Source organism: Pseudomonas sp. S2_C11, assembly GCF_054668395.1.
In genome coordinates this window covers 2,824,132-2,850,848 of the sequence record NZ_CP162765.1, presented here as the reverse complement: position 1 = coordinate 2,850,848, position 26,717 = coordinate 2,824,132, and the positions used below count along the sequence as shown (strand labels likewise).

General features: G+C 60.2%; 30 protein-coding genes. 9 read left to right on the top strand and 21 right to left on the bottom strand.

The window, feature by feature from the left end:
• Complete coding sequence (locus AB4N48_RS12795; RefSeq protein ID WP_460093555.1) at window positions 1-1,440, bottom strand: HD domain-containing phosphohydrolase; 1,440 nt, start codon at window positions 1,438-1,440, stop codon at window positions 1-3.
• A gap of 88 nt (window positions 1,441-1,528) precedes the next feature.
• On the opposite strand from AB4N48_RS12795, the gene AB4N48_RS12790 reads away from it, so the two are divergent.
• Both AB4N48_RS12790 and AB4N48_RS12785 read left to right on the top strand, forming a co-directional pair.
• Window positions 1,529-2,302 carry an alpha/beta fold hydrolase gene (locus tag AB4N48_RS12790; protein WP_460093553.1) on the top strand — a complete coding sequence of 258 codons (774 nt, stop codon included), beginning with the start codon at window positions 1,529-1,531 and terminating at the stop codon, window positions 2,300-2,302.
• Window positions 2,303-2,328: 26 nt separating this feature from the next.
• A complete protein-coding gene (locus AB4N48_RS12785; RefSeq protein WP_323621011.1) occupies window positions 2,329-3,906 on the top strand; it encodes a GMC family oxidoreductase in 1,578 nt (525 codons plus the stop codon).
• Window positions 3,907-3,975: 69 nt separating this feature from the next.
• Here AB4N48_RS12785 and AB4N48_RS12780 read toward each other — a convergent pair whose 3' ends face one another.
• The 8 genes from AB4N48_RS12780 to AB4N48_RS12745 all read right to left on the bottom strand — a co-directional run bounded on the left by AB4N48_RS12780 (window position 3,976) and on the right by AB4N48_RS12745 (window position 9,942).
• Window positions 3,976-4,389 carry a PaaI family thioesterase gene (locus AB4N48_RS12780; RefSeq protein WP_056784917.1) on the bottom strand — a complete coding sequence of 138 codons (414 nt, stop codon included), beginning with the start codon at window positions 4,387-4,389 and terminating at the stop codon, window positions 3,976-3,978.
• Between the two features lie 119 nt (window positions 4,390-4,508).
• Entirely contained in the window at window positions 4,509-5,450 is a 942-nt protein-coding gene (locus AB4N48_RS12775; protein WP_252883624.1) for an AraC family transcriptional regulator, read from the bottom strand.
• A gap of 232 nt (window positions 5,451-5,682) precedes the next feature.
• Window positions 5,683-6,495: an oxidoreductase gene (locus tag AB4N48_RS12770; protein WP_460093551.1), complete on the bottom strand. Its 813-nt coding sequence runs from the start codon at window positions 6,493-6,495 to the stop codon at window positions 5,683-5,685.
• 189 nt (window positions 6,496-6,684) lie between these two features.
• Window positions 6,685-6,936, bottom strand: a complete 252-nt coding sequence (locus AB4N48_RS12765) for a hypothetical protein (RefSeq protein ID WP_406228859.1) — start codon at window positions 6,934-6,936, stop codon at window positions 6,685-6,687.
• A gap of 211 nt (window positions 6,937-7,147) precedes the next feature.
• Window positions 7,148-8,221 (bottom strand): ArsO family NAD(P)H-dependent flavin-containing monooxygenase, encoded by a 1,074-nt coding sequence (locus AB4N48_RS12760; protein WP_460093550.1) that lies wholly within the window; start codon window positions 8,219-8,221, stop codon window positions 7,148-7,150.
• 68 nt (window positions 8,222-8,289) lie between these two features.
• Window positions 8,290-9,003: an arsenical resistance protein ArsH gene (gene arsH, locus AB4N48_RS12755; RefSeq protein ID WP_460093549.1), complete on the bottom strand. Its 714-nt coding sequence runs from the start codon at window positions 9,001-9,003 to the stop codon at window positions 8,290-8,292.
• Between the two features lie 47 nt (window positions 9,004-9,050).
• Window positions 9,051-9,521: an arsenate reductase ArsC gene (locus AB4N48_RS12750; protein WP_095179654.1), complete on the bottom strand. Its 471-nt coding sequence runs from the start codon at window positions 9,519-9,521 to the stop codon at window positions 9,051-9,053.
• 64 nt (window positions 9,522-9,585) lie between these two features.
• On the bottom strand, window positions 9,586-9,942 hold the full coding sequence (locus AB4N48_RS12745; RefSeq protein WP_056784934.1) for a metalloregulator ArsR/SmtB family transcription factor: 357 nt from the start codon (window positions 9,940-9,942) through the stop codon (window positions 9,586-9,588).
• A gap of 281 nt (window positions 9,943-10,223) precedes the next feature.
• Between AB4N48_RS12745 and AB4N48_RS12740 the strand changes: the two genes are divergently transcribed.
• Both AB4N48_RS12740 and AB4N48_RS12735 read left to right on the top strand, forming a co-directional pair.
• Window positions 10,224-10,610: a MerR family transcriptional regulator gene (locus AB4N48_RS12740; protein WP_056784936.1), complete on the top strand. Its 387-nt coding sequence runs from the start codon at window positions 10,224-10,226 to the stop codon at window positions 10,608-10,610.
• A 70-nt stretch (window positions 10,611-10,680) separates the two neighbouring features.
• Window positions 10,681-11,073: a carboxymuconolactone decarboxylase family protein gene (locus AB4N48_RS12735; protein ID WP_370593534.1), complete on the top strand. Its 393-nt coding sequence runs from the start codon at window positions 10,681-10,683 to the stop codon at window positions 11,071-11,073.
• A 37-nt stretch (window positions 11,074-11,110) separates the two neighbouring features.
• On the opposite strand, the gene AB4N48_RS12730 is transcribed toward AB4N48_RS12735, so the two are convergent.
• Window positions 11,111-12,025 (bottom strand): LysR family transcriptional regulator, encoded by a 915-nt coding sequence (locus AB4N48_RS12730; protein ID WP_056784938.1) that lies wholly within the window; start codon window positions 12,023-12,025, stop codon window positions 11,111-11,113.
• A 157-nt stretch (window positions 12,026-12,182) separates the two neighbouring features.
• Between AB4N48_RS12730 and AB4N48_RS12725 the strand changes: the two genes are divergently transcribed.
• Complete coding sequence (locus AB4N48_RS12725; RefSeq protein WP_460093548.1) at window positions 12,183-13,193, top strand: zinc-dependent alcohol dehydrogenase family protein; 1,011 nt, start codon at window positions 12,183-12,185, stop codon at window positions 13,191-13,193.
• Window positions 13,194-13,259: 66 nt separating this feature from the next.
• Here the strand turns inward: AB4N48_RS12725 and AB4N48_RS12720 are convergent, their stop codons facing one another.
• Genes AB4N48_RS12720 through AB4N48_RS12710 form a run of 3 tightly spaced genes read right to left on the bottom strand, consistent with a single transcriptional unit; the run spans window position 13,260 to window position 16,042 of the window.
• A complete protein-coding gene (locus AB4N48_RS12720; protein WP_460093547.1) occupies window positions 13,260-14,261 on the bottom strand; it encodes an NAD(P)H-quinone oxidoreductase in 1,002 nt (333 codons plus the stop codon).
• Between the two features lies 1 nt (window position 14,262).
• On the bottom strand, window positions 14,263-14,595 hold the full coding sequence (locus AB4N48_RS12715) for a carboxymuconolactone decarboxylase family protein (RefSeq protein ID WP_110599182.1): 333 nt from the start codon (window positions 14,593-14,595) through the stop codon (window positions 14,263-14,265).
• A 10-nt stretch (window positions 14,596-14,605) separates the two neighbouring features.
• A complete protein-coding gene (locus tag AB4N48_RS12710) occupies window positions 14,606-16,042 on the bottom strand; it encodes an NAD-dependent succinate-semialdehyde dehydrogenase (protein ID WP_258708003.1) in 1,437 nt (478 codons plus the stop codon).
• Window positions 16,043-16,253: 211 nt separating this feature from the next.
• On the opposite strand from AB4N48_RS12710, the gene AB4N48_RS12705 reads away from it, so the two are divergent.
• On the top strand, window positions 16,254-17,180 hold the full coding sequence (locus AB4N48_RS12705) for a LysR family transcriptional regulator (RefSeq protein WP_252869271.1): 927 nt from the start codon (window positions 16,254-16,256) through the stop codon (window positions 17,178-17,180).
• Window positions 17,181-17,249: 69 nt separating this feature from the next.
• Here AB4N48_RS12705 and AB4N48_RS12700 read toward each other — a convergent pair whose 3' ends face one another.
• From AB4N48_RS12700 to tspO, 3 genes are all read right to left on the bottom strand, one after another.
• A complete protein-coding gene (locus tag AB4N48_RS12700; RefSeq protein WP_252869272.1) occupies window positions 17,250-17,501 on the bottom strand; it encodes a DUF2790 domain-containing protein in 252 nt (83 codons plus the stop codon).
• Between the two features lie 221 nt (window positions 17,502-17,722).
• Window positions 17,723-18,706: an alpha/beta hydrolase gene (locus AB4N48_RS12695; RefSeq protein ID WP_460093546.1), complete on the bottom strand. Its 984-nt coding sequence runs from the start codon at window positions 18,704-18,706 to the stop codon at window positions 17,723-17,725.
• A complete protein-coding gene (gene tspO, locus AB4N48_RS12690) occupies window positions 18,703-19,146 on the bottom strand; it encodes a tryptophan-rich sensory protein TspO (RefSeq protein WP_041480509.1) in 444 nt (147 codons plus the stop codon). Before tspO ends, AB4N48_RS12695 begins: the two co-directional genes overlap by 4 nt.
• Window positions 19,147-19,279: 133 nt before the next feature.
• Here tspO and AB4N48_RS12685 point away from each other — a divergent pair, with 133 nt between their 5' ends.
• Window positions 19,280-19,546 (top strand): hypothetical protein, encoded by a 267-nt coding sequence (locus tag AB4N48_RS12685; protein WP_041480507.1) that lies wholly within the window; start codon window positions 19,280-19,282, stop codon window positions 19,544-19,546.
• 42 nt (window positions 19,547-19,588) lie between these two features.
• On the opposite strand, the gene AB4N48_RS12680 is transcribed toward AB4N48_RS12685, so the two are convergent.
• Together AB4N48_RS12680 and AB4N48_RS12675 are read right to left on the bottom strand one after the other, a co-directional pair.
• A complete protein-coding gene (locus AB4N48_RS12680; protein WP_150635616.1) occupies window positions 19,589-20,500 on the bottom strand; it encodes a magnesium transporter CorA family protein in 912 nt (303 codons plus the stop codon).
• A 3-nt stretch (window positions 20,501-20,503) separates the two neighbouring features.
• On the bottom strand, window positions 20,504-22,084 hold the full coding sequence (locus AB4N48_RS12675) for a RimK family protein (RefSeq protein WP_460093545.1): 1,581 nt from the start codon (window positions 22,082-22,084) through the stop codon (window positions 20,504-20,506).
• A 94-nt stretch (window positions 22,085-22,178) separates the two neighbouring features.
• On the opposite strand from AB4N48_RS12675, the gene AB4N48_RS12670 reads away from it, so the two are divergent.
• Window positions 22,179-23,273, top strand: a complete 1,095-nt coding sequence (locus AB4N48_RS12670) for a GNAT family N-acetyltransferase/peptidase C39 family protein (RefSeq protein ID WP_252869276.1) — start codon at window positions 22,179-22,181, stop codon at window positions 23,271-23,273.
• Window positions 23,274-23,283: 10 nt separating this feature from the next.
• Here the strand turns inward: AB4N48_RS12670 and AB4N48_RS12665 are convergent, their stop codons facing one another.
• The gene (locus AB4N48_RS12665) at window positions 23,284-24,855 is read right to left on the bottom strand and encodes a sensor domain-containing diguanylate cyclase (RefSeq protein WP_258708006.1); all 1,572 of its coding nucleotides are present in this window, start codon (window positions 24,853-24,855) and stop codon (window positions 23,284-23,286) included.
• 160 nt (window positions 24,856-25,015) lie between these two features.
• On the opposite strand from AB4N48_RS12665, the gene AB4N48_RS12660 reads away from it, so the two are divergent.
• Window positions 25,016-25,447: an HhH-GDP family DNA glycosylase gene (locus AB4N48_RS12660; RefSeq protein WP_460093543.1), complete on the top strand. Its 432-nt coding sequence runs from the start codon at window positions 25,016-25,018 to the stop codon at window positions 25,445-25,447.
• Between the two features lie 73 nt (window positions 25,448-25,520).
• On the opposite strand, the gene AB4N48_RS12655 is transcribed toward AB4N48_RS12660, so the two are convergent.
• Window positions 25,521-25,733, bottom strand: a complete 213-nt coding sequence (locus AB4N48_RS12655; RefSeq protein WP_252869279.1) for a hypothetical protein — start codon at window positions 25,731-25,733, stop codon at window positions 25,521-25,523.
• A gap of 51 nt (window positions 25,734-25,784) precedes the next feature.
• Complete coding sequence (locus AB4N48_RS12650) at window positions 25,785-26,666, bottom strand: manganese catalase family protein (protein WP_041480494.1); 882 nt, start codon at window positions 26,664-26,666, stop codon at window positions 25,785-25,787.
• Between the last annotated feature and the right edge of the window lie 51 nt (window positions 26,667-26,717).

The window sequence follows — 26,717 nt, the reverse complement described above, 5'->3', positions numbered from 1 at the left end:
TCAGGCGATCAAGCCCAGTGTCAGCCCCTTCAGAGTGGCGGCTGCACGGGTCGAGCATTGCAATTTGCGAAAGATGCTTTCCATGTGCGTGCGTACCGTGCTCGGACTGATATCCAACAGTAGCGCGACTTGTTTGTTGCTGGCGCCACGGCTGATCTCCAGAAGAATGCGGCACTCACGGGCTGTCAGCAGCGAAGGCTTGGGCTGCCGCAGGCGGCGCTCGCCACTGGCGGCGGCAATGACCGCTTCGCAGACATCGTTATCGAACAGACCACGGCCAGCATCCTGTCTGAGTAGCGTGGCTGCTGCGGCTTCGTCGTGGGCTGTTCGCCATGGCCGGGCTTGCCTCAACGCTACCCAGGCGACCGAGGTGGCGAACAGCCGATGTTCGGCATTCAGTGCATCACCGGCCACGCCGCGAAAATAGCCGCTGCCATCGAGCCGTTCATACGCGTGGGTGGCTATCTCGGCGGGCGCGGCCAGTTCAGGAACCGGTCGGAGCGCCTGTTGCGTCCAGTAAGGCACCAGCCGCACTCGCTCTGCCGCACCGTAGGGCAGCGACCCCGGGCTATTCCATAGGTGATTGGAAACGGCTGCGCGGCCGAGACCGTAAATCAGCGCGGACTTGCCAATGTTTGCCAAAGCCGGCTCACCCAGCCCCCACAGGCGCGCAGCTTCCACGGCGACATGGGCGACCTGACGCGAATGCCCGGCCAGCCATGGCAGCTTCAAGTCAATGACGTCTCCGACCAAAGTCAGCGAGACACGACGCTGCTCAGGCGCGGGTTCAACTTTGGTGCAAAGCGTTTCCAGATCCGCCAGCCAGGCCTTGGCATTGGCCACCAGCAACGACACCAGCGACGCTGGATAGCGCCGATCCGACTGCTCGTTGATCCAGCGCAACGCCGCGTCCAGACCGTGAGCGCGAGTGAGAATATCCAGATCACCGGCCATGACCACCTGATAGGCCACCTCCGGAATATGTTCATGCGCCACGCCGAGCGGTCGGCCAGTGCCGTCGTAGGTTTCGAACACCCGACACAGGCCCGCTTCGACGGCGGTTCCGAGCTGGAGGGTTTTGGCGATTGCACCGGACACTTCACAGTGCACCACGGCCAGCGGGGTTGCCTGATGCACCGCGTTCATCTGCTCATTGCCCAGGGTCAGATCGAGCATGGCGCGGCGACCATCGACGTCGTCGCCGAGCAGGTCGGCAAAGCCTTCGGCGTTGGCCGTGCACCCAGACCAGCGCAGCAAGGCAATCTGCTCTGCAACCTGCAGATGCTCACCGTCGCCGTGGCGTGCCTGCGCGAGCATCCGCGCCAAAGCGGCAACGCGCCGGGAGTGACCGAGCGGTTGCCCCATGCTGAGGTCACCGACCTGGGCGATGGTTGCCAGTGCGCCGTCCAGTGAGATGTCCAGTTGCAAGCCACTATCCATGAAAAATGCCCCGGGGTCGGATAATTGACCGATGCCCACATCGCAGGCCGGCCAGCACACTCTGAACTCCCGAACAGGAGCTCATCCAATGAAAACAATCAAATCGAAATTCGCCACCGTCGCCTTTGCCCTGGCCAGTACCTTCATGGCCGGCGCCAGCCACGCGCAGGATACAACGCCTTCGGTGGTGATCGTACATGGCGCCTTCGCCGACGGTTCCGACTGGGCCAAAGTGGTGCCACTGCTGCAAGCCAAAGGCGTGGCCGTTACCGTTGTGCAAAACCCGCTCACCTCGCTGGCCGATGACGTTGCCGCCACGCGCCGCGCGCTGAACAACCAGCAGGGCAAGGTGGTGCTGGTCGGTCACTCCTGGGGCGGCACGGTGATCACCGAAGCCGGTAACGACCAGAAAGTCAGCGCGCTGGTGTATGTCGCCGCCTTCGCGCCAGACGCCGGGCAAACCAGTGGCGAACAGGGCAAAGGTGCGCCGACGCCGCCGGGCATCAGTCAGATCAAGGCCGACGGTAACGGCTTCCTCTATCTCACCGCTGAAGGCATGGCCAAGGATTTCGCTCAGGATCTGCCGGCCGCGCAGACCGCCGTCATGACCGCCACACAGGGGCCGATCAAGGCCTCGGCTTTCGAAGATAAAACCACCGCTTCGGCCTGGAAAACCAAGCCGTCCTGGTACCTGCTCGCTACCGAAGACCGGATGATTCATCCCGACGTCCAGCGGTCTGCCGCCAAGCGCATCAGTGCGACCCTCGCCGAGGTGAAGTCCAGCCATGTCCCGCAGCAGTCGCAGCCGGCGCAAGTCGCGGCGGTGATTCTCAAAGCCGTGCACAGCGTTGCTGAGCAGTGATCGCGGCATCGAAGGGGAGTGGACGTATGAACCCTCGAAGCGCTCACGACTATGACTTCATTGTCTGTGGTGCCGGCACGTCGGGCTGCGTGGTCGCTGCGCGGCTTGCCGATGAGTCAGGCGCACGGGTTCTGCTGATTGAAGCCGGCGAAGGTTACTCAGGCCCCGAGGTGACCGAACCGGCGCAATGGCCGCTGAACCTGGGCTCCGCGCGCGACTGGGCATTCGAGGGGCAATCCGATCCACGCCTCAACGGTCGACGGCTCCCGCTGAGCATGGGCAAGGGGCTCGGTGGAGGTTCGAGCATCAACGTGATGGTCTGGTCGCGCGGCCATCGCGCCGATTGGGAGCATTTTGCTGCCGAGTCTGGCGACCCGGCCTGGGGCTACGCATCGGTTCTCGATTACTACCGCAGGATCGAAAACTGGCAAGGCAGCCCGGACGCCACTCGGCGTGGTTCAGGTGGGCCGGTACATGTCGAACAGCCGGCCACGCCTCAACCCCTTGCGTGGGCAACGCTGGAGGCGGCCAGCGATCTGGGCATCCCCCGATTCGACAGTCCCAACGGCGAGATGATGGAAGGCCCGGGCGGGGTCGCCATCACCGACTTGCGCATCAAACACGGCAAGCGTGAATCGGTTTATGACGCCTACATCCAGCCACGCTTGCAATGTCCAAATCTGACGGTGCTGACCGGAGCCTTAGTGACCCGCGTATTGCTGGACGGCACCCGGGCCGTCGGTGTCGAAGTGTTGATTGCCGGCGAGCGGCGCTGCTTTCATGCCGCAGCTGAAGTCATCCTGTCCATGGGCGCGGTGCAATCACCGAAAGTGCTCATGCAGTCGGGCATCGGCCCGGCGGATGAACTGCGAAAACACGGCATCGCACCGGTCGTTCATCTACCCGGTGTGGGCGAGAATTTGCAGGATCATCTGGCGTTCGCTTGCACGTGGGAGTATCGAAAACCCCAGGCCGTCGCGGGCAGTGGATGCGAAACCACCTTGTACTGGAAAAGCGACAGCCGCCTGGAAGCCCCGGACCTGTTGCAGTGCCAGTTGGCATTCGCGGTACCGTCTCCGCCTGAGGTCGCCATCGAGCCGCCGGAGCATGGCTGGACCATGTTCGCCGGGCTGGCCAGACCGGCCAGTCGTGGGCGCTTGCGGTTGTCGGGTGCTGGGCCGCTGGATGCACCGATCATTGAGCCGAACTCCCTGAGCGAGCCCGAGGACATGGCCGCAGCCCATGCGTCGATCGAACTGTGCCGCGCACTCGGCAACAGCCAGGCATTCAATGCGCTGATCAAGCGCGAAGTCGTGCCCGGTCCCAGAGAGCGTCGCGCTATGGAACAGTTCATCCGCAATTCGGCCGTGACCTACTGGCACCTGTCGTGCACGGCAAAAATGGGCCGCGATGCGCTGTCGGTGGTTGACCACCAATTACGCGTGTACGGGATCGACGGGCTGCGCGTTGCAGATGCCTCGATCATGCCGCGCATTACCGTTGGCAACACGATGGCGCCGTGTGTCGTTATTGGTGAGCGGGCGGCGGATATGCTTCTGGCTGCGTATGGGGTGACGATGGCGAACACAATGCCTTCAAGGTAATGACCGTGCGGGCGGGGCGGAAAATCCCAGCCTGCCGTCCAGATGTGACGATGAGTCGAGTCAGTCGATTCAATTCATCGGCACGGCGAACACGGCACTGGCGCGCGCAACCGTTCGCTCACCGACGTGCAGACTGACGCCAGCAAACGCCAGTTGGCGGCCCTTTCTGGAGTGCTCAAGGCGCACTTCGAGCCATTCGTTGATTTGCACTGCACCGAGATAATCCAGGGTCATGCTCGCCGTGATCAACGGCTGCGGTGGATCGCTGGAAAAGGCCATGGCGTAACCCATGCCCACGTCCGCCAGTGTCGCCAATACACCGCCATGCAAAGTGCCACGGCCATTGGCGTGGCGGGAGTCGGTCAGTAAACCCAGTTCCAAGTGCAGCCCCTGACCCCTGGCGTAGATCGGGCCGAGCAGATCCAGCAAAGGACTGCTGCGGGTGAACGGAGTAAAACCTTCGGGAATGGCTGTGGTGTTCATGTTCCCATCCTGATGCAGGCGACTGACCTGCATGATTGGGCGAGGAAACGCAGGAGGGGGCAAGCACTATGCGAACGGGGAATTTGCTGCAATAAGTGCGCGGAGCGTGGCACTGAAAATCAGTGCGACGACACAAACGGCGAAGCACTCGTCGGTGCCGGCAGCGCATAGGCCGTTTTCATCCACGCCACTTCCGCTAGCGGCGTGCGGCCGAAGAGGCGTTTGAAGTCGCGGCTGAATTGCGAGGCGCTTTCGTAACCGACCAGAAACGCAGATTTTGCCGCGGTCAGGTCGTTACGCAGCATCAGCAATCGCGCCTGGTGCAGCCGCGTCGACTTCAGATACTGCATCGGCGAGGAATCGGTAACCTTGCGAAAGTGCAGGTGAAAATTCGGCACGCTCATCTGCGCTTCCTCTGCCAGGGTCTCTACGTCGAGATGCTGGTGATAACAGCTGTGGATCTTGTGGATGGCGCGGGTCACCTTGCCGAACTGGCCTTGTTGGGCGATGGCGGCGCGCAGGGTGCCACCTTGTTCGCCGGTGAGGATACGGTAGTAGAGCTCGCGCAGCATCGCCGGGCCGAGGATTTGCGCGTCGGCATCGTTGCTCATCACTTCAAGAAAGCGCAGGGTCGATTGGCGTAGCGGTTCGTCGAGAGGCGAGGCGTACATGCCCATCGGCTGCGCTGTGGGGAAATCCCACAGCTCATCCACTTGCTGAATCAGCTCGCCAGCCAGGGCGAAATCCAGACGTACGTACACCGCGAGCATTGGCTCGGCTTCGCTGGCGTCGGTTTCCATGGTGAAGGGTACCGGCACCGACACCACCAGATAGTGCTGAGCGTCGTAGACGTAGATTTCATCGCCGAGATAGCCGCGTTTGCGCCCCTGACAGAGGATCACGATGCCCGGTTCATACAGCACCGGCGTGCGGGTCAGCGGTCGGTTGGAACGCAGGAAACGTACATCGTCCAGCGGGCTCAGGTTGTAGCCCTCCAGCGGGGCGAGCTGGCTCATTAGCTGGACCATGCGCGCGGTGATTGGGTCTTTCGGTTTCGGCATGGGCTGTGGGTTTCCTTGTGAAAAGGCGCGTTCGAACCTGTCTGGCTGATTGGCGGGGTGTCAGACAGAGCCCTCACCCTAGCCCTCTCCCAGAGGGAGAGGGGACTGACCGTGGTGCTTTCTGGTACTACGCCGACCTGTAATATTGTGCCGAACGCCGGGGTTGAATCCACCCGCGATCGGCTCCCTCTCCCCTCCGGGAGAGGGCTGGGGTGAGGGTGCTTTTGATCTTTCAGCCATCCGTCGAACGGCTAAGCGCTGCCCATTGCTCAATACTCTCCGCCGTCTGCTGCAACTTGTCGCGCACCAACGCCAGAGCGTCACTGCCAAGCAGCAGGTGGGCCGGCGGATCTGGACTGTCGATGATGGTCAGCATGGCCCGTGCAGCTTTCAGCGGATCGCCCAGCTGCTGGCCGCTTTTCTCCTCCCGGGCCTTGCGCACCGGATCGAAGCTTGCGTCGTAGTCACTGATGCTACGCGGCGTGCGTTGCATCGAGCGGCCTGCCCAGTCGGTGCGAAATGACCCCGGCGCCACAGCGGTGACAAAAATATTGAAGGGTGCAAGCTCCTTGCTCAAGGTGTCGGAGATGCCCTCAAGCGCAAACTTGCTGCCGCAGTAATACGCGATCCCGGGCATGGTGATATGGCCCCCCATCGACGTGATATTAAGAACATGCCCCGCGCGGCGCTGGCGAAAATACGGGACGAACGCCTTGGCCACCGCCACCGCGCCGAACACGTTGACGTCGAACTGGCGGCGCATTTCCTGCAGCGACGACTCTTCAAAAATCCCCTCGTGGCCATAACCTGCGTTGTTGACCAGCACCTCCACCGGGCCGTGGCGATCCTCCACTGCCGCAACCTCCCCATCGATGGCATCGAAATCGGTAACGTCCAGCACCACCCATGAGCGCGTTCGGGCGACAGCGCTTCGAAGGCTGCCACTGCGCACTGTGCCGATGATCTTATGGCCCTGGGCAAGTGCTTCCTTGGCCAGCGCTTGGCCAAAGCCGCTGCTGACACCGGTGATGAAAAGGGTCTTCATGGATCTGTACTCCTGCAGGCAATTGGAGGGGCCATGCTAGGACGGATAACGCTGGCGGACGATGCCGAATCGGATCGGAGTATTGCCTGTTCCTATCAATAGGGTTTTCGATCAGGTCTTGCCTCAACAAACGGAAAAGTCCTGCAGGTTTCAAACCTGCAGGACTTTTCTTGTCTCAGCATCATGCGCTTAAGCTGCGCGACGACCTGGGGTCCGGTCTGATCCATCAGCGGCGAGGGCCTGGCCCATTGAGGTGCGGTCTGAGCCGTCGGCAGCGATGGCCTGGCCTTGCGGCGTACGTTCCGAGCCATCGGCAGCAACAGTCTGCTGTGGTTCGTTGACCTGGGTGAAGAAACGATCTTCCTGATTGCTCGGTACGGCGAATGCGCTGGCGCTGAGGGCGAAAGTGGCGACGGCGATCAGTTGGCTTACAGTTTTCATGGCGGTGACTCCGGTCAAGTTGAGATTGAGGTCCGGGTCGTTCAGATCCGTATCTGGTTAACCCGTTGCAGTGGTGTGTTCTGCATGGGTTCAGATTAGGGGGCAGGGCGGTGTCGGCGTTAGGCGGATACTGTTGGCGATTTGCCTGATTCTGCTCGCTGAAGATGATTTACAGGCTAGCGACCTTATGGCTTCACGGCGCCGCGAGCAATCAGGTTCCGCCAGTGAGATAGCTTTGCACTTGCCTGACTACATCCCGGGCGGTGCGGGTTACGCCGATCAATGTGGCAGAAGCGAGCCCCGTCCAGTCGCCATAACCCACCAGCCACAGATCGGGTATCGCAACGCTTCGGCTTTCGTCCACAATCACTTTGCCATCCCGGCCTACAACGCCCAGGCTGTTCAGGTGGTCGAGCGCCGGAGCAAAACCCGTGCACCAGATGACAGCGTCCACCTTTGTCTCGATGCCCGATGACCACACAACCCCCGTCGAAGTAAAACGCGTGAACGGCCGTACTGCGTTCAGTACACCGCGTTCGCGAGCTTCCTTCACCGGTGGCACCATGACGATGTCTCCCAGCCCTCCAACGGGCTGTTGAGGCTCGACGCCATCCTGCTGCGCCTTCAGTCGAGCAGTAGCGCGTTCGAACAGGACGCGTCCATCCACCTCATCAGGTAGAAACGTTGGGGCCTGTTGCGTGACCCAGGTTGCCTGCGCCACTTTGGAGACCTCGGCGTAAATCTGGGCGCCGGAGTTGCCGCCACCGACGACAAGGACGGTTTTACCCGCAAACCCGTTCGGCCCGACGTAATGAGCGGAATGAAGCTGCCTGCCTGCAAACAACGCCTGGCCGGGATAGTCCGGTACGAACGGGCGGCTCCAGGTGCCTGTTGCACTGATAACCGCTTTGGCGTCCCAGTAATTGTCCTTTGAGATAACGCGCAACCCGCCTTCGATCTTCTCGACACCGGTCACCCGCGTGGAGCGGATGATGGGGAAGTCATACCGGCGCTCGTACTGAGTCAGGTATTCGACAACATCGTCCCGCCCGGGCGTCCCCTCGGATATGGCCGGCATCGGCCAGCCTGCAATCGAACTCCATGCCGACGGCGAGAAGAGTCGCAGCGAATCCCAGCCATGCCGCCAGGCGCCTCCCGGTCCCGGCTCGGCATCGAGCAGCACGTAAGACAAGCCTGTGCGCTTCAAAAAATAGGCGACTGTCAGCGCGGATTGACCACCACCAATGACCACAACATCAAGTGTCGAATTCTGACTCACCAGCATCCTCCCGGCGCAAAGGCCTCAACGTGTGAAAGATCGTGGTGCGCTCATACCGTTTCCGCACACAGGTATCAAATTGAACGCTGGTTGACTCGTCTGGACAGCTCTTCGGCGGATTCCTTGCGCTCGGAATAACGGTCGACCAGGTAATCCTGACGATCGCGCAAGAGCAGCGTGAACTTCATCAATTCTTCCATCACGTCCACCAAGCGGTCGTAGTACGAAGAAGGCTTCATGCGACCCGCTTCATCGAACTCTGTGAACGCCTTGGCCACGGAAGACTGGTTCGGGATGGTGAACATCCGCATCCACCGGCCAAGTACCCGCAACTGATTGACCACGTTGAAGGACTGCGAGCCGCCGCAGACCTGCATCACAGCGAGGGTTTTGCCTTGCGTAGGTCGTACAGCGCCCAGCGCCAGCGGAACCCAGTCGATCTGCGCTTTGAACACGGCACTCATGGAGCCGTGACGCTCAGGAGAGCACCACACCTGACCCTCTGACCATTGCATCAGCTCGCGCAACTCCGCGACTTTGGGATGAGTGTCGGGGGCGTCATCAGGCAGCGGTAGACCCGAGGGGTCGAAAATTTTGGTTTGGGCGCCAAACTCATTCAGCAGGCGTGCCGCTTCTTGCGTGACCAGACGACTGAACGAGCGCTCTCGCGTCGATCCGTATAGCAGCAAAATGCGAGGTTTGTGGGGCGAAGGATTACGCGGAGACAGCTGCTCCAGCGTAGGAATGTCGATCAGGTCGGCGTGTACGTTTGGCAATGTGTCTTGCATATGAACTCCTGCGGCGGCACCTGGAGGGGGGGCGCCTCGGTTGATCTTCAAAGCGAACCGATGCGGTTCAGTTCAGCTTGCAGTTGGTCAGGGCTCATGGTCTTGAGCGGCAGTGCAAGAAACGCACTCACGCGTTCCTGGATTTTGGCCAGTGTGGTTGCAAACGCTGCGGTGATCTCGGCTTCCGACCCGCTAGCCTCAGACGGGTCGGCCAGCCCCCAATGCGCCTTCAAGGCTGGGCCGAAAAAGATCGGGCATGCTTCTCCCGCAGCCCGATCACAGACGGTGATCACGATGTCCGGAGGCGAGCCCTCAAAAGCATCCGAAGCCTTGCTGCTCAAGCCCACTGTGGAAATACCCGCCGCCTCCAGCGTTTGCAGTGCCCGTTGATTCACCCGGCCACTGGGAAAGCTGCCTGAGCTGACAGCGTCTACGCCCTCGGGCGCCAAATGGTTGAAAAGCGCCTCGGACAGAATGCTGCGGCAGCTGTTGTGGGTGCACATGAACAAGATTTTCATCAGACGATTCCTTGATTCAGAAACTGAGGCGCAGTGCCAGGGTGGTTGATCCGGTGGGCATGAATCAGCTGCACATGGCCTGATTGATCGGTCGGTCGCTCATGCAGCACAGGCGCTTGGCCTCGGTTTCCAGCCATGGCTGATTGGCGTCTGCCACTTCCTTCAGAACTGCTGCCACCCACGCGGGCACATCAGGATTCAGCCGGTAGTACACCCATTGACCCTGGCGACGATCCAGCAGCAAACCGGCGGAGCGCAGCAGCGCCAGATGACGGGAAATCTTCGGTTGACTGAGGTCGAGTGCTGCCGTCAGCTCGCATACACACAATTCGCCTTCGCGCACGACAAGCAGGGAAATTTTGGCTCGGGTGTCATCGGCCAGACACTTGAACAAAGTGGTGGGGGTCATGGGTTCTGTCATACATCCTCCAGAAGCTTGTGTCTTGACCAAAACGAAGAGCCTGATGCGCTTGCGGATGTCGTGACGCGTAGGGTGAAAGGCGGCGGGATGATTGCCGAGCAATGGATACGGATAACCGAATATACGCATAGTCATATATCTGGTAAAGCGAATATAACAGGGGTTGAACCGTCGAGACTGATAGCGACGGACCGCGCGGATAGTGCCCGCGATTTGTCTGATTCCAACTGATTGAAAATAGCCATTGACTTAGAGCACGCTCAAACCTTTACGGTGATGACATGAATCCAGAACTGACAATTTCACAGTTGGCCAAGCGCCTTGATTTGAGCGCTCACACGATCCGCTATTACGAGCGCATCGGGCTGTTCGACCCGGTTGGGCGCGGTGGCAATGGCCACCGGGTGTACGCCGAGAAGGATGTGCTGTGGGCCGAGTTTCTGCTCCGGTTGAAGGCGACCGGAATGCCGATCCAGCAAATGCTGCGGTATGCCGAACTGCGCCGATCAGGCGACTCGACCCTGGCAGAACGCCGCGAGCTTCTCGAGCAGCATCGCCGGGACGTGCAAGCGCAGATCAGCCAGTTGAGCCAGTCCCTGGAGGTTCTGGATAACAAGATTCAGATCTATCACCAACTCGAGCAAAAGGAGCATCACCATGATCCGTAAACTTCCCGGTTTCAACCGCTTGCTGTCCGCCACATTGATTGGCGCAAGCGTGACCAGTGTGGCAGCGCCCGTGGACATGACTGATCGTCGAGCGCGCGGAGAAGCCGCTCTGACGCAGATTACTGGCGGACCTGGTCAGGCAGTGGTTGATTCATTGAAGGATACTGCTCCAGAGCTTGCGGACTGGATTCTGAGTTTTGCCTACGGCGATGTCTTCGCCCGCCCCGGGCTCGATCACTGCACTCGTGAGCTGGCAACCGTTGCGGCACTGACCGCACTGGGCAATGCACAGCCACAACTGAAAGTGCATATCGGCGGCGCCCTGAACGTCGGGTGCACACCGGAGGCGGTGGTCGATGTGATCTTGCAAATGACCGTATACGCAGGATTTCCCAGCGCCTTGAACGGTATAACGGCTGCGCGTGAAGTCTTTGCTGCTCGCGGGATCAGTGTTAAATCCTAGGTGCGCACGCTGCAGAAACTGCGGGATAAAGCCAGATTCAACCTACCACCCACCCCCCATGCAACTGCACAAACCGCACCTGCAGCCATTCGATAAACACCTGCACCTGCGCCGGCAAATGCGTGCGGCTCGGGTACAAAAGCGTCACTGGCCGAGGCAGCGGGCGCAGCGGTTGCAGAATTTCCACCAGAGCACCGTTAGCCAGATGCTCTGCCACCGCGATACCCGGTGCCTGAATAATGCCGAAGCCCGACACGCCACACTGCACGTAGGCGTTCGACTCGGTGACGGTAATACCTTGGCGGCTGACGTAGGATTTCTGTTTGCCCTCAACTGAAAACTGCCAGGGCAAGGTGCGGTTGTTCTGGCCCGAGAGAAAGTTCACGCCTTGATGGTTCGCCAGATCTCCAAGCGTTTCCGGTGTGCCGTGCTCGCGCAGGTATTCGGGCGCGGCGCAGGTGACCATGGTCGCCAAGGCGATAGGGCGGGCGATCAGGGTTGAGTCGGGCAGCTCGCCGATGCGCAGCGCGCAGTCGATGCCTTCGCCGACCAGATCAACCGCACGATCGGTGACGCCCAGCACCATATCGATGCCGGGGTAGGTGTCGGTGAATTCGCGCAGGCTTTTGATGAATTCCAGCTGCGCGAACGCCGTGGGAATGTCGATGCGCAGGCGGCCGGACAGCGTGGCTCCGGTGCGATCGAACATTGTGGTGGCGGCGGTGATCTCGGCCAGAATTTCCTGGACCCGCTGATAGAAAAGTTCACCCTCGGCGGTGAGTGCGACTTTCCTCGTAGTGCGCTGGAAGAGGCGCACGCCCAGCGATGTTTCCAGTTCCTGAATATAGCGAGTGACCTGCGGCCGGCCGATGTCCAGCGACTCAGCGGCTTTGGTGAAACTGCCCAGCTCCGCCAGTCGGGCGAACAGGCGCATTGATTGCAGTAATTCCATGACTTTTCCGGTGAGCTTCAGTATCTGGATTTGTTGCCTGAGAATAGAACAATCATGTCTGTTTCCAAGCATTTATTGCGCTGATGTAAAAGCCAATCATGGCCCCAAGGCAAGCCCGCTGAGGGTTTGCGGCCAATAATGCATTTGGAGACACATCATGAAAGCGTGGTTACTGAAAGATTTCGGGCTCGACAATCTGCAACTGGGCGAGACGCAAACCCCGCAGCCCAAGGCTGGCGAGCTGCTGGTCAAGGTCGGCGCGGTCTCGCTGAATTTTCGCGACAAGGCCATCGTTGACGGTATCTACGAGCCGCACCTGGTGCCGAAACCGCTGATTCCGGTGAGCGATGCCGCCGGTACCGTAGTTGCAATCGGCGCCGGTGTTACTCGTTTCAAGGTTGGCGACCGCGTCAATTCACATCTGTACTCGCGCTGGTTGGATGGCGAGCCGGGGCCGAGCGAGCCGGATTATTGCTTCGGTTCGCCGCTGCCCGGTGGCCTCGCCGAGTACATGATCATTCATCAGGACAGCGCCGTCGGCGCGCCGGCCAACTTGAGCGATGAAGAGGCGGCGACACTGCCGATCGCCGCACTGACTGCGTGGTATGCGCTGGTGGATTTCGGCGCTATTCAACCGGGCCAGACTGTGTTGGTGCAGGGTACCGGCGGCGTATCGATTTTCGCCGTGCAGATCGCCACCGCGCTGGGCGCCAAAGTCATCGCTACCTCAAGCAGCGATGAAAACCTGCACGCGGTAAAACGTCTGGGCGCGGTCGCCGGTATCAACTACCGCAGCACGCCGAACTGGGCGGACGAGGTGCTGAAACTCACCGAGGGCAAGGGTGTGGACCTGCTGCTCGATGTGGCGGGAGGCAATGGCATCAATCAGTCGGTAGCAGCGACCAAGGCCTCGGGGCGGATAGCGCAGATTGGCTTTCTGACAGGGCAGACCGTCGAGCTGAACCTGATGCCGCTGATCTTCCGCCAGACCACCATTCGCGGCATTGCGGTGGCACCGCGTTCATCGTTCGACCGGATGAACGTGTTCCTCGCCGAGCACGACATTCGCCCGGTGATCGACCATGTCTATCCATTCGAACAGGCGCGCGAGGCCTATGAGCATCTGGCGAAAGGGGCGTTTGGCAAGGTTGTGATCAAGGTGAGCTGATCAGCGAAAACGTCAGACAAACCAAGGCCAGTCAGCTCAACGGACTGGCCTTTTTTTATGTCTGTCCTAGCGCAAATCCTCCGGCTGCATCGTCAGAATAATCTTCCCGACATTCTGCGAGGATTCCATACGCCGATGGGCATCGGCTGCGCGGGATAGCGGGAAGGTGCTGTCCACCACCGGTTCCAGACTCGCAGCGCCGGCGAAGCGTTCCAGCCAGTGGTCGCGAAAGCGCTGGATCATCGCGTGCTTCTCCGGCTGGGTGCGCGACTTCATCACCGTGCCGATGATTTGCAGATGTCGGTAGAGGATGTGCTCCAGCTCCACGTCGACCTTGCCGCCGCCGCCAAGAATGCCGACCTGCACCAGGCGCCCGCCGTGGACCAGCGAGGCGATGTTGCGGGCGAAGTAGGGTGCGCCAATGAAGTCGATGATCACGTCGACCCCGCGACCTTGGGTTTTGTCGGCGATGACTGCGGCGAAATCCTCGTTTTTGTAGTCGATGGCCACGTCGGCGCCCAGGTGTTCGACGCGCGACAGCTTGCTGCCTTCGGTGGTCGCGTACACCGTGGCGCCCGTGGCAAAGGCCAGTTGCACGGCAGCGGAACCGACGCCGCCGGCGGCGGCATGGATCAGCACCGAGTCACCTGACTGGAGTCGGGCCAGGTGCAGCATCGCTTCGTGGGCGGTGACGAACACTTCGGGAATCGCCGCGGCGTGCACATAGTCGAGCTGCGCCGGAATCGGCATGGCCATGCGGTAGTCGATGCGCGCCAGTTCGGCGTAGGCGCCGCCGCCGACGACGCCCATCACCCGGTCGCCGACGGCGAATCCACTCACCTCGCTGCCGGTCTCGAGCACTTCCCCGGCAATCTCCAGACCGATGATCAACGAGTCGCCGAAGTTCGCATGGCCGTAGCCGCCGGTTCGGTGAGTCAGGTCGGCACGGTTCACGCCGGCCGCATAGACACGCACCAGCAGGTCGGTCGGGCGCACTTCAGGGTTGGGCGCTTCGCCGAGTTGCAGCACTTCTGCCGGACCGAACGCTTTCAGGTTGATGGCTTTCATCTCAGCGTTGCTCCGTGTCGGCAAGGGTGGCATTGGCGATGGCCGAGGCGGTGATGGCGCCCGGAAAACCGACGTAAAAGGCCAAGTGAGTGATCGCCGCCGACAACTCTTCATGGCTCACACCATTGCTGACAGCGCGGCGCAGGTGCGCGGGCAACTCTTCGCAGTGGCCGCCGGCAATCAGCGCGGCGACAGTGATCAGGCTGCGCTCGCGGGGTGACAAGGCGGGGTCACTCCAGATCTGCGGGTACAGCGTTGAGTCCACGAATTGCGCTAGTTTCGGGGTGAAGGCGCGGGCGGCTTCGCGTGGGCTGCTGAAATCGATAGTCGACATGGAAATCCCCTTAAACCTGGCTGATGAATTTGTTGGTGAGATAGTGCTCGATGCCTTCGATGCCACCTTCAGAACCGTGGCCGCTTTCTTTCATGCCGCCGAAGGGCAGTTCGGTGGCGACGATGCGGTACTGGTTGATGCCGATCATTCCGGCTTCCAGGCCATCGGCGACGTCGATCGCGGTGCGCGCATTGGAAGTGAACGCGTAGGCCGAGAGGCCGTAGGGCAGGCGGTTGGCTTCTTGCAGGCCATCGCTCAACTCATCGAAAGGCATCAGTATCGCGATGGGGCCAAAGGGTTCTTCGTGCATGATTCGCGCACTCATCGGCACATCGGCCAATACGGTGGGCTGAAAGAAGAAGCCTGCGCCCGGCAACGCTTCACCGCCGGCCAGCACCCGTGCACCTTTCTCCACGGCGTCGGCGATCAGGTGCTCCATCTTCGCCAGTTGCCGTGGGTTGGCCAGAGGGCCGACCTGGGTTTGCGGATCCATGCCATCGCCGATTTTCAACGCCTGGGTGGCCGCGACGAAGTGCTCGACAAACTCGGCGTAGGCCTCACGCTGGATGAGAAAACGAGTCGAGGAAATGCACACTTGGCCGGTGCCGCGAAAGCGATTGGCGACGCCTTCCACAGCTGCCTTTTCGATGTCGGCGTCGGCAAACACCAGCACCGGGCCGTGGCCGCCCAGTTCCAGAGTGATCGGCTTGACGCCTTCGGCAGCGCGGGCCGAGAGCAGCCGACCGATCGGCACCGAACCGGTGAAGGTCACTTTGCGAATGATCGGTGAGGCAATCAAATGGCTGGACACTTGATCCGGCACACCGAACACCACTTGCAGCACGCCTTTCGGCAAGCCGGCATCGTCCAGCGCCCGGGCCAGGGCCAGCGCGGTGGAGGGGCTTTCCTCGCCAGGCTTGAGCACCACACTGCAACCGGCAGCCAGCGCTGCCGAGAGCTTGCGCGCCGGGGTGATGGCCGGGAAATTCCACGGTGTGAACGCTGCGACGGGGCCGATGGCTTGGCGTTTGACCAGTTGCAGTACACCCGGACGATTGGCCGGTACGACACGGCCGTCGATGCGTCGTGCGCTTTCGGCGAACCACTCGAAATATTCCGCCGCACGGGTCACTTCATCGAGGCTTTCGCGCAGTGGCTTGCCTTCTTCCAGCGTCATTTGCGCAGCGATGTGCGGGGCGCGTTCGAGGATCAGGTCGGCGGCGCGCTTGAGGATTTTTGCGCGCTGGTCCGGCACGGTCTGGCGCCATTGGTCGAAGCTCAGTCGGGCCACTTCGAGGGCGTGATCCAGGTCTTGGGCGGTGGCGAGTGGCACCTGGCCGATTTCCTCGCCGGTTGCCGGGTTGACCACGGCGGCGGTCGCGCGGTCCTGGGCGGTGAGCCATTGACCACCGATGAAGAGATAGAGCGGATCGTAAGGAGTGTTCATGGATGTCGCCTTCATGGTTAAGGATTCATTCGGCGCCTTGTACGCAGTGGTTCAGGCGTCCCGTGGAATCCAGTCTATGGAAGGCGTGCCGTTTGATTTAGCCGGCCACGAGGGAATCATTGTTGTCCCAGAAGGTAATATCGAGCGCAGGGGCGAGCGTGTAGCATCCGTCCTTATCCGCAGTGAGTGGCAGTTCTACAGGACGATCAGGATGGACAAACTTTCAAACATGTCGGTGTACATCAAGGTAGTCGAGATGGGCAGTTTCACTGCCGTGGCCAACCATCTCGACTCCACCGTCGGTAACGTATCGCGTGCGGTCTCGGCGTTGGAAAACGTGCTCGACACCCGCCTGTTGCAACGCTCGACCCGGCGTCTCTCGGTGACCGACGCGGGCCGGCGGTTTTATGAACGCTGCGTGAAGATTCTCGCTGACCTGGAAAGCGCCGAAGCCGAGGCGAGCAATGCCGCCTTGCAACCACGAGGGACGTTACGCGTGCACTGCGTGCCCGGACTGGCGCGGCAACTGGTGACCGGCGCGGTGCTGGAATATCGCCAGGCGTTTCCCGAAGTGACCGTCGATTTGATGCTCTCCCAACGCATGCCCAATCTGCTTGAGGATCAGTTGGACGTGTCCATTCTGATCGCGCGAACGCTGCCGGATTCGGCGTATGTCAGCCAGAAGATCGGCGTCAGTCACTGCGTACTGGTGGCCTCTCCGCAATACCTGGCGCGGCATGGCGCCCCCGAAACGCCGGAGCAGCTTTGCGATCATCAATGCCTGCTGCTCGGTACCGTGGATTACGTGCGCGATGAATGGCAGCTCAAAAGCAAGGCGGGCGATGCGACGTTCATTCCGAGTGGGCCGAGTTTCAGCGTGAACGATATGGACGCAATGGCCGTTGCCATTCGCGAAGGGGCGGGGATTGGTCTGTTGGCAGGCTTCACGGCGATCGACGATTTGCGTGCCGGCAGGCTGGTGCGGGTGCTGCCCGATTACCACACCTACGAGCGCAATGTTTACGCGGTCTACACGTCTCGCCAGTTTGTCGATGCGAAGATCACGCGATTCATCGATACCTTGAAAACCCGGGTCGGCGCGCAGTTGGCGAGCACTGCTCAGGCGCTTATCGATTGAAGCGGTAAAGCATTTGCGTCTCAGCGAGCCAACTCTGAGACGCAATGGGTGTGCGAGATATTGGCCGGATCAGCCGTTGCTGCAACCGCTGCCCATGACCTCGTATTGCAGGATGTGCTGTTTGCCTTGGGAGTCCTGATAAGTCATGTGCACCGGCACTACGGCGCAGACATCCGGCACGGGATCTTCCGAGATGATTTTGGCGACGTCGAGGTGACTGGCGTAGGTGTATTGCTCGACGGGAGGCGTGGTAGTCGAGTCCTGAGCCATGACCACCGAGCTGAAGCCGAAGAGTGTGAGGACGAGCATTGAGACTTTCATGGGTATTTTCCTTTGCTGAAGTTGAGTGTGCTGCTGGAACAAACTCTATGCGGCGGCTGGCGGGGGAAACAGGCGCGGATTGGGTAAAGACTGTTTACGGTTTGAGCCACAATCGGCATGGGGTGAACGATCGCGCAGGGTTCAGCGCAAACAAAAAAAGGCGCCGGTGAGGACGCCTTTTGTTTGTCTCGGTTTTTTACGGCTCGCCATGCAATCGTCAGCTACGAAAGCGCCGGGCTGATCTCGGCGGATTTCACTGAGTAGCTTGCCACTCGCGCCGAAATCCATTTGCGGCTGTAACCCAGCACATGGTCAGCAGTGGCGGTCGGGAAGTGAATAAACCCATGCGGACATTCCGGCAGCACGTACATCTCCACCGGCGCCGCGTGTCGCCAGCGCTCGGCGATGAGCCGCGTGTCATCCAGCAGCGGATCGAGGTCGCCGGCAAACAGCAGCGCTGGTGGCAGTCCGCTGAAATCGCCGTACAGCGGCGACAGCGGTGGCTGGCGTCGTTGTTCGTCGCTGATGTCCGGCGTGAGCAGGCGCAACGCTTCGACCATGCCGGGGCCATCGAGCACCAGAGTATCGGCGGGTGCGGTGCGCACGCTGGGCGTGCCGGTCAGGTCGTAGACGCCGTAATACAGCAGCGCGCCGCAGATCCGTTGTAGCAGTTGCGGCGAAGATTTGAGGGCGAGCAGGGTGGCCGCCGCCAAATGCCCGCCGGCCGATTCACCGACGACGACCACAGGCAGTCCGGCAAATTCGCCATCGTTCAAGATGCCGCGAGTGGCGCGTAGACAGTCGTCCAGCAAGCCCTCGATTGGCGTCGACACGGCCAGCCGATAATCAACCGACACTACCGCCACGTCGCAGGTGTTGACGATGGCGATGTTGAAGTTGTCGTTCATCTGCGCATTGCCGATCACCCAGCCGCCACCATGGAAATCCAGCACCACGCCTCTGGCTTTGCCCTTGGGGCGGATGATGCGTACCGGCACCGTGTCGATGATCTTCCGTTCGGCGCTCAGCCCATGCTGGCGCAGCTTGCCGTCGCCGCCGAGCTGACCCGTCCGCAGCAACGCCTGAATCAGCCGTGGAGTGAGCCGATTGCGGATCTTGAAGCGTGGCAGCCAGGCGAGCTTTCTGTTGAACCCACGCACCTGTGCCAGCTCACGCTCGCCTTGCGGCCATGGAAAATCGCTCACAGGCGATTCTTCATCAGGATCGAGCAGTTCAGCGCCGCCGCAACGCACAGCCACGCCAGGTACGGGAACAGAATCAGCCCGGTGACCACGTCCAGTTGCAGGGCGAGCACGACCATCACCGCGACCACCACCCACAGCACCGCCAGAATCACCAGCGCCGCCAGCACCTGATGCGCGCCGAAGAACACCGGCGTCCACAGCGTGTTCAGGGCGATTTGCGCGGCCCACAAGGCCAGCACCGTTTGGCTGCCGGGGATCAGGCTCAGGCGATAGCCGGCCCAGGCCAGCAGCAGGTAGATGATCGTCCACGCTACCGGAAAGGCCCAGTTGGGCGGGGTGAAAGAGGGTTTGGTCAGCGATTCGTACCACGGACCAGGTTTGAACATCACGCCAGTGGTTGCCGCCGCCGCGCAGGCCAAGAGGAAGATGAAAAAGGTCATTGCCAGTCCTTAGCTGTGATCAGCTGTTGTGGAGAGTTAAGAAGAGGACGCTTCGCTGCGCAAAAAGTTTGTTCGCAAATGCAATTTGGCAGTCAGGTTGAACTAAAAGCTGACCGCTGCGTCAGGATAAACAGTGCCTTTTCCCACCGACGCGGACGACAACATGTACACCTATCACATCGAATACCGTTTCAACGGCGAGCCTCGTACTTATCTGCTCGAACTCAAGGAAGCGCAACTGGCCGAGCACGACGCGGCGATGCATCTGCTGGAACTGCATCTGGGCGATGCCGAAAACAGCCTGGTCATGCCCACGGCGGATTCGACGCCAGAGCAGATTCTCGAGCAGGCTGAGCGGGTAGGGATTACGCATATCCGGGTGGTCAGCCGCACCAATTGACGCCCGCATGCGGCGCAGGCGTTAGCAGAATGTGCTCTGAATTCAGGCCATGCGCCGCAATACCAGCACCATCCCCGCGCCCACGAGGCCCATGCAGGCGATCAGCACGGGAAAGGACATCCACCATGGGACGCCGGACGTCATCATGCTGAACTCCGACATGCCACCGATGCCGGCGATCAGGTTCAAAGGAAGGAATACGACGTTGATCAGTGTCAGCTTGCGCAGGGCCCGGTTCATGCTGTTGTTGGCAAGGTTGCCATGGGATTCGATGAGGTTGGCGAACACCTTGGCGTGAATTCTGGCCTGCTGAAAGCTTTGTTCGTTTTCCACGATCAGATCGTTCAGCGCAGCCAGTTGACTGTCGCTGAAGCCCTGACGCTGGCCGTGGTTGCGCAGCAGCGTCAGCACCGCACCGTTACTTTGAATCGCATTGACGTAGTACACGAGGCTTTCGCTCAGGTTGTACATCTGCGCCAATTGCTGATTGTCCATTGCCCGCGTGAATTGCTGTTGAATCTCCCGGGCGATCTGTTTGACCACGCGCAAATGCCCGAGATAGTGATGAACGCTTTCAGCGAGTAACGCCATCAGCACGTCCAGCGGCCCGGTCATTTGCGCATCGTGCTCAAGACCCGAAAGCAGCGAGTTGCTCGCGCAAATGACCACCAGGCGTTTTTCGCTCAGCACCACTCCGAAGGACGAAACGTTGAATGCGCGCCCGTCGAAGCTTTCCGGACGCTTCCAGATCAGGAACAGGTGATCTGGCTTGACCTCGATGCGGGCCACTTCATCTGGGTCCAGCGACGACTCTATCGCTTGTGCGCCAATGCCCAGGCGTCTGTGCAAATCCAGTTGCTCGGCTGCGTCCGGGGCGACACACAGCCAGACAGTCGCCTGGTCCTGCGATGTCCTGTGCAGGGCGCCGCAATCAATGCAATAGCCTTCAATCATCGCTCACCACGCTTGGCCACGGTGTTTGAGCTCGAGCCTTTGGGTAAAAGCCTGTAATACGCGCCGGTACAATTCGTCGCCCAGCACCGCGTCTTCGATGCCCGCATCGAGGTTGGGGTTGTCGTTCACTTCGATGACCAGGACCCGATCACCCGCCTGCTTGAGGTCGACGCCGTAGAGGCCGTCGCCGATCAGCCGCGCCGTCTGTACGGCGAGCTGCACGACTGCGCTAGGGGCTTGCTCGACGGGCACCGCTTCGCACATTCCGTTGATCTCGCCGGGCAGCGCCTTGTGGTTGTAAATCTGCCAATGCCCCTTTGACATGAAATACCTGCAGGCATACAGCGCTTCGCCATTGAGCACGCCGACGCGCCAATCGTATTCGGTGTAGCAATACTCCTGCGCCAGCAGCAGCACCGAGTGTTCGAATAACTCCTGCGCGGCCGTGGCCAGCGCTTGTGCATCGGCGACCTTGATCACACCCCGTGAAAAACAGCCATCGGGGATTTTCAATACCAAGGGAAAACCGAGGCGACGCCCTGCGTTTTCGAGTTCCTGCGGACGATCCTTGTAGAGTATTTCCGTTGCCGGCATGCCCAGCCCGCGACGCTTGAGCAAATCGGCCAGATAAACCTTGTTGGTGCAGCGCAGGATCGACGACGGATCGTCAATCACCACGAGGCCTTCGCTTTCAGCCTTTTTCGCGAACCGATAGGTGTGATCATCCACTCGCGTTGTTTCGCGGATGAACAGCGCGTCGAATTCGGCGAGACGCGCGTAGTCCTTTTTCTCGATCAGCTCGACATCGATACCCAACTGCTCGCCCGCAGCGATGAAGCGCTGCAATGCCTCGGGGTTGGACGGCGGCAGGGCTTCGTCAGGATCATGCAGGATGGCCAGGTCGTAGCGGGCCACACGTTTGGAGGCGGGCTGACGCCACGTTCTGCGATTGAAGGCATCCAGCGCATCAGCGAAAACATGCTGCTGTTCATCGCGAAGTTTGTGCAGTGCACCGGCCTTGATGCCTGCGATCTGCCAGCTCTCACCACGGCGGAATTCCACCAGCAGGATAGGGCAGGGGAACGCCTCGAACAGCTGACGGCCGATCTCTTGCAGCGGCTCGATCGAGGCCTTGCCGAAGTACAACGAAAGCGTGAAGGCTTCGGTTTCGCCGTATGGATGGTTGGCCAGCGCCCGCTCCAGGGTGCGCTCCAGATCATTCAGCCCGACCCCGTAAAGCGCTTTGCGCGCCAGCTCGCTGACGGTGCGTACCGAGGGGAAAACCTTGTGTCCGCGCGCTTCGGCCAGCAATGAGCAGTAATAGCCCTGACCGAGGTATTTGTAATTGCGGCAGAGGTTTATGACCTGGGTGCGATGAGGAAAATCATCGCTGTGTTCAAGGTAATCCTGAGCCAGCATCAGGCTCTCGCTGGGCAGGTAATCAGCCCAGTCATCCTTGCGTTCGACCAGTATGAGCAATCGACTTCCCGAGGGCTTGATACTGGGAGGTTCCTCGCTGAGGGAGATTGTCGAATGCTCGGTTTTGTCTAATACTTCGTTCACGTTGGCTTGCACCGCTGACATGAGTAATGAATCCCTGTTGAAGAAGACGCCGCTTCAATAAATCACGGGCCTTTCGGTCTGTCCCGGTTCGTTACTCAAACTTTACGGTGCGGTCATGTCTTTTGATTTTCGCTTTGCATCCACTGACGATATCGACGATCTGGTCGAATTGGAGCGGGTGTGTTTCACCCTCGACCGGTTGAACCAGCGCAATTTCAGCTGGATGCTCAGTCGAGCGAATGCCGCGCTGATTGTCGTCACCTCGGGCGCAACACTTTGCGGTTACGCGTTGGTGCTTTTTCACCGAGGCACCTCACTTGGACGCCTGTATTCGATTGCGGTCAGCCCTGCGTGGCGCGGACATGAGCTTGGCCAGCGTCTGCTGGAACAGGCCCAGGCCTGCGCATTGGCGCGCAACTGCGCATGGCTGCGGTTGGAGGTGCGCGCTGACAATACCGCTGCCATCCGCCTCTACGAAGCCAATGGCTATCAGCGCTTTGCCAGCGTCGAGGACTACTACGAAGACCACTGCGAGGCGTTGCGCTACGAGAAACGCATCCTGCGCGAAACACCTGCCCCCGCCCGGCAAGTGCCGTATTACCAGCAGACCACCGAGTTCACCTGCGGCGCCGCGTGCCTGCTGATGGCCATGTCCGCCATCGATGCGAACCGTGCCATGACCCGAGCGGAGGAAATCCAGTTGTGGCGCGAGGCAACCACCATTTTCATGACGGCGGGGCACGGTGGCTGCAGTCCTCAGGGCCTCGCACTGGCGGCCTGGCGGCGCGGTTTCGATGTGCGCCTTGAGGTAAGTCACCCGGGCTCGCTTTTTCTTCACGGCGTACGCAGCACGGAGAAGAAGTCGATCATGAAACTGGTCGAGGACGGGTTTGCCCAGGAACTGGCTGCCACGCAAGTCGAGCAGGTTCTGGGTGATTATCTGCAGATCGGCGCTGCGTTGGCGGCCGGATACAAACCGCTGGTGCTGATCAGCAGCTACCGATTCACCCGCTTGAAAGCGCCGCATTGGGTCATCATCACCGGGTGTGACGAGGACTTCGTCTACTTGCATGATCCTGATGTCGACCACAGCAAACTCAAGCGCGGCCTGGACTGCCAGCACTTGCCGGTCAGTCACCAGGAATTCCTGCGCATGACGGTGTTTGGCGTACAGCGGGTTCGCGCAGCCGTGATGCTGCGCTCCCGTTGAAGAGCGGTGGCTAGGCGCCGAGCACTTCCTCGCCGATACAGTAGCGATCCCTGCCTTTCTGCTTCGCGGCATAAAGCATTTTGTCAGCAGACTCGATAAGAGTGGCAGGGCTCACTTCATGTTCGGCCGGTTTGCCAACCGCAATACCTGCACTGGCGGTGACGTGACCCAGCGGATGGGCTCTGTGCTCCATCCGCAAGGATCGAATGGCCTCAAGAATTTCCTCAGCCACAAGCGCCGCCCCGCGAATATCGGTGTTGGGCAGCAACACGGAAAACTCCTCGCCGCCATAGCGCACGGCGAGATCACCCGGCCGTTTTACCGCCTGCGCAATGGCCTGGCCGACGGCGCTCAGGCAATCATCACCTGCCGCGTGCCCATAGCTGTCGTTGTAGAGTTTGAAGTGATCGACGTCGATCATGATCAGTGAGATCGACGAACCCTGGCGTCTGGCCAGACGAATTTCGTCAATCAAGGCAGTGTCCAGTCGCCGACGGTTGGCCAGCCCGGTCAGGCTGTCGGTCAAGGCCATGTCCTTCATGGCCTGGTGTGCCTTGCGCAAATCCTTTTCCATCACCATCCGTTGGCGCAGTTGCCTCAAGACGATCAGTCCGAAGACCGTGAACGCGGTGATCACCGACATCAACACAAAGCCGGTTTTGATCAGGTCCCAGCGCCACGGCGCAATGATCGATTCGCGGGACAGTCCGGTTTCGACTACCAACGGATAGGTGCTCAAAGCTCTGTAACCGTACAGACGCTGGGTGCCGTCGACGACGGCTCGGACCTCGGCGATCCCTTGATTGGAAAACGGCAGGTAGTTCTTGAACACCTCACTGTCGGCGAGGCTCTGACCGATTACCGAAGCGATGAAAGGACGACGCACGAGAATGGTTCCGTTGCGCAATGCCAGCACCAGCGCACCCTTGTCGTCGATCTTGAAATCACCGTAATAGTCGACGAAGTAACTGACCTTGATCGTCCCCAGCAGCACGCCGGCGAAGGAGCCGTCCGGGTTATTCAAGCGGCGGGAAATCGGGATGATCAGGTCGTCTGTGGATTTGCTTTTGACGACATCACCGATACGCACGTTTCGATCGGTGTTGGCGCGGTGATACTGGAAGTAGTCGCGATCGGCATTGTTCGCCGGGTCCGGGATCATTTCCTTGTCGGTGACGATCCATTTGCCGTCCGGGCCGTAGATAAACAGCCCATGCAACTGCGGCATCAATTTGGCCTGCTGCACCAGCAAGTTGTGGATGCGCGGTACGTCGATGTTCTGCAGACCGTCGCCTTCGACGCGCTCGCCCAGGGCGGCGGTCAACACATCGACCTGGCGGATGGCGTCTTCGGCATGTTGCGCGGTTGCCCGCGCGAGGTTGGTGACCGAATCACGCGCCGACGAGAAGGCTGCATGATAGTCACGCCAGGTTCGCCATCCCTCCACGCCGAGAAACGCCAGAATGACCGTCAGCATGAAGATGACTGTCAGGCGGAAAGCGGCTATCTCGCTGGCAGCTTTGATGGGAGCGGTTTCTGCGGCGTCATGCCCCTTGGTTTTGGGCATCTTACGACCGAGCATCTGAGGGTCCTTATGCTTGTCATCTCTCATCTCTTGAAAGATGACCATCCTTTTCCACCTGGAATTCAATTTACTGCCTTGGCCAGGCGGTCGCGATTGGATCGTTCAAAGCCGTGCCGGGTCAACATCTGTAATTGAAGCGCGCCTTGAGGTGAGACTTGTGAGCGATATCATCACGGCCGGTGAATTGAACATCGACCTGCGCAATGCCAACGAAACCGGCCTGTTCAAATGGCTGCTGGCGAGTTTTCTGATGGGCAAAAGGATTCAGGGCGCCATTGCCGCCAAGGCGTATCAAGTCATAGTAGAGCAGCATCACCAAGACACCCCGCAAAAGCTCGCGCAGTGTACGCACCGTCAACTGGTGTCGATGCTGGGGCAGGCGCGTTACGTTCGTTACGACGAAAGCACGGCGTCGCGACTGCTCGCGTTGGCCAACAAGCTCAATACCGAGTACGACGGTAAGGTCAGTAACATCGTGGCCGCGAGCGCGGACCGTAAGGCGCTGGAGAAGCGCCTGTCCGAGTTCGAGGGGATAGGGCCGAAGACCGTCGAGATCTTCATGAGGGAAGCGGCGGCGGTACTTTTCTGAAGGCCCGGTTCGGCATTGAAGACGGTGGCAACACTCGGCTCACAGAGCAGCAAGTCTTCCCGCCAGTTCGCGGTCAATGGATGGCTGCCACCTCCGATTGCTGGACTGTGGCTTGATCGGCAAAATTATTCGGGAGAAGGGTGCCCAAGCCGAATACATTCACCGCCATGCTGACCTTCAATCCTCGACAGGCCTGTTTGCAGTCCAGCTCAAAACCGGCGTATGCCTTCTCCATCAAACGTTGAAAATGTTCAGAGGTCAGTGCCAGGACTTTGCTGCTTTTCATGTGGTTTTCCTTGAGCAAGTGGCGACCCCGGTCCGGGGCCGCCGGACGGGTTCAGACATCTTTACCTTGTACATAACCGGAGCCCAGGTCAGCACCGGTCACCGGCTCGCTGAGTGGGTCAGAGGCTGTACGGGTCTTCATCGCTTCCAGCACCTGTTCGTCTTCGGCCGGAAGGCTGACGGTCGCCAGACCGTCGCCGCCGTCGACCGCAGGCTCTGGGTTTTCCACGTACTCCCACGCACCGCCCTCGTTCCACGGACCGCGCACGTTGGGCTCGCCAGACATGTTGAAGTACTTGTTGGTGAACTCCGGCATCCCCGGTAGCTTGCCCTGCGGAAAGTTCGGCTGGATTGAATGCAGGGCTTTTTCGAAGGATTGTTGATGGGCGATTTCTCGTGTCATCAGGAAGCCAAGCGCCTCTTTGACGCCCGGATCATCGGTGATGTTGATCAAGCGTTCGTAGAGGATTTTTGCCCGTGCTTCGGCGGCAATGTTGGAGCGGAAGTCGGCGGTAGGCTCAGTGATCGAGTCAACGTAAGCCGCCGTCCACGGCACCCCGGCCGAATTGACCAGCGGCGCGCCTGCGCCGTACAGCAGGCTGGTGATGTGCGAGTCATTACCGGCGCCATTCAGCGCGCGGTACAGCTCGCCTTCCTCTTGAACGCCCTCGGCGAGTTGACCCTTGGCACCTCTGTTGAGCATGACGATGATCGAGCCGACCACCTCCAGATGGCTCAATTCTTCGGTGGCAATGTCCAGCAGAAGGTCTTTGCGCCCCGGATCTTCCTCAGCCAAGGCTTGGGTGAAATAGCGCGCTGCTGCGGCCAGTTCGCCATTGGCGCCCCCGAATTGTTCCAACAGCAGATTGGCCAGACCAGGGTTGGGCTCGGCCACGCGAACGGTGTACTGAAGTCGCTTGTTATGTATGAACATTCAAATTTTCCTCAGACCAGGCTATCGCGCTTTTGCCCTGATGGGCGTTAG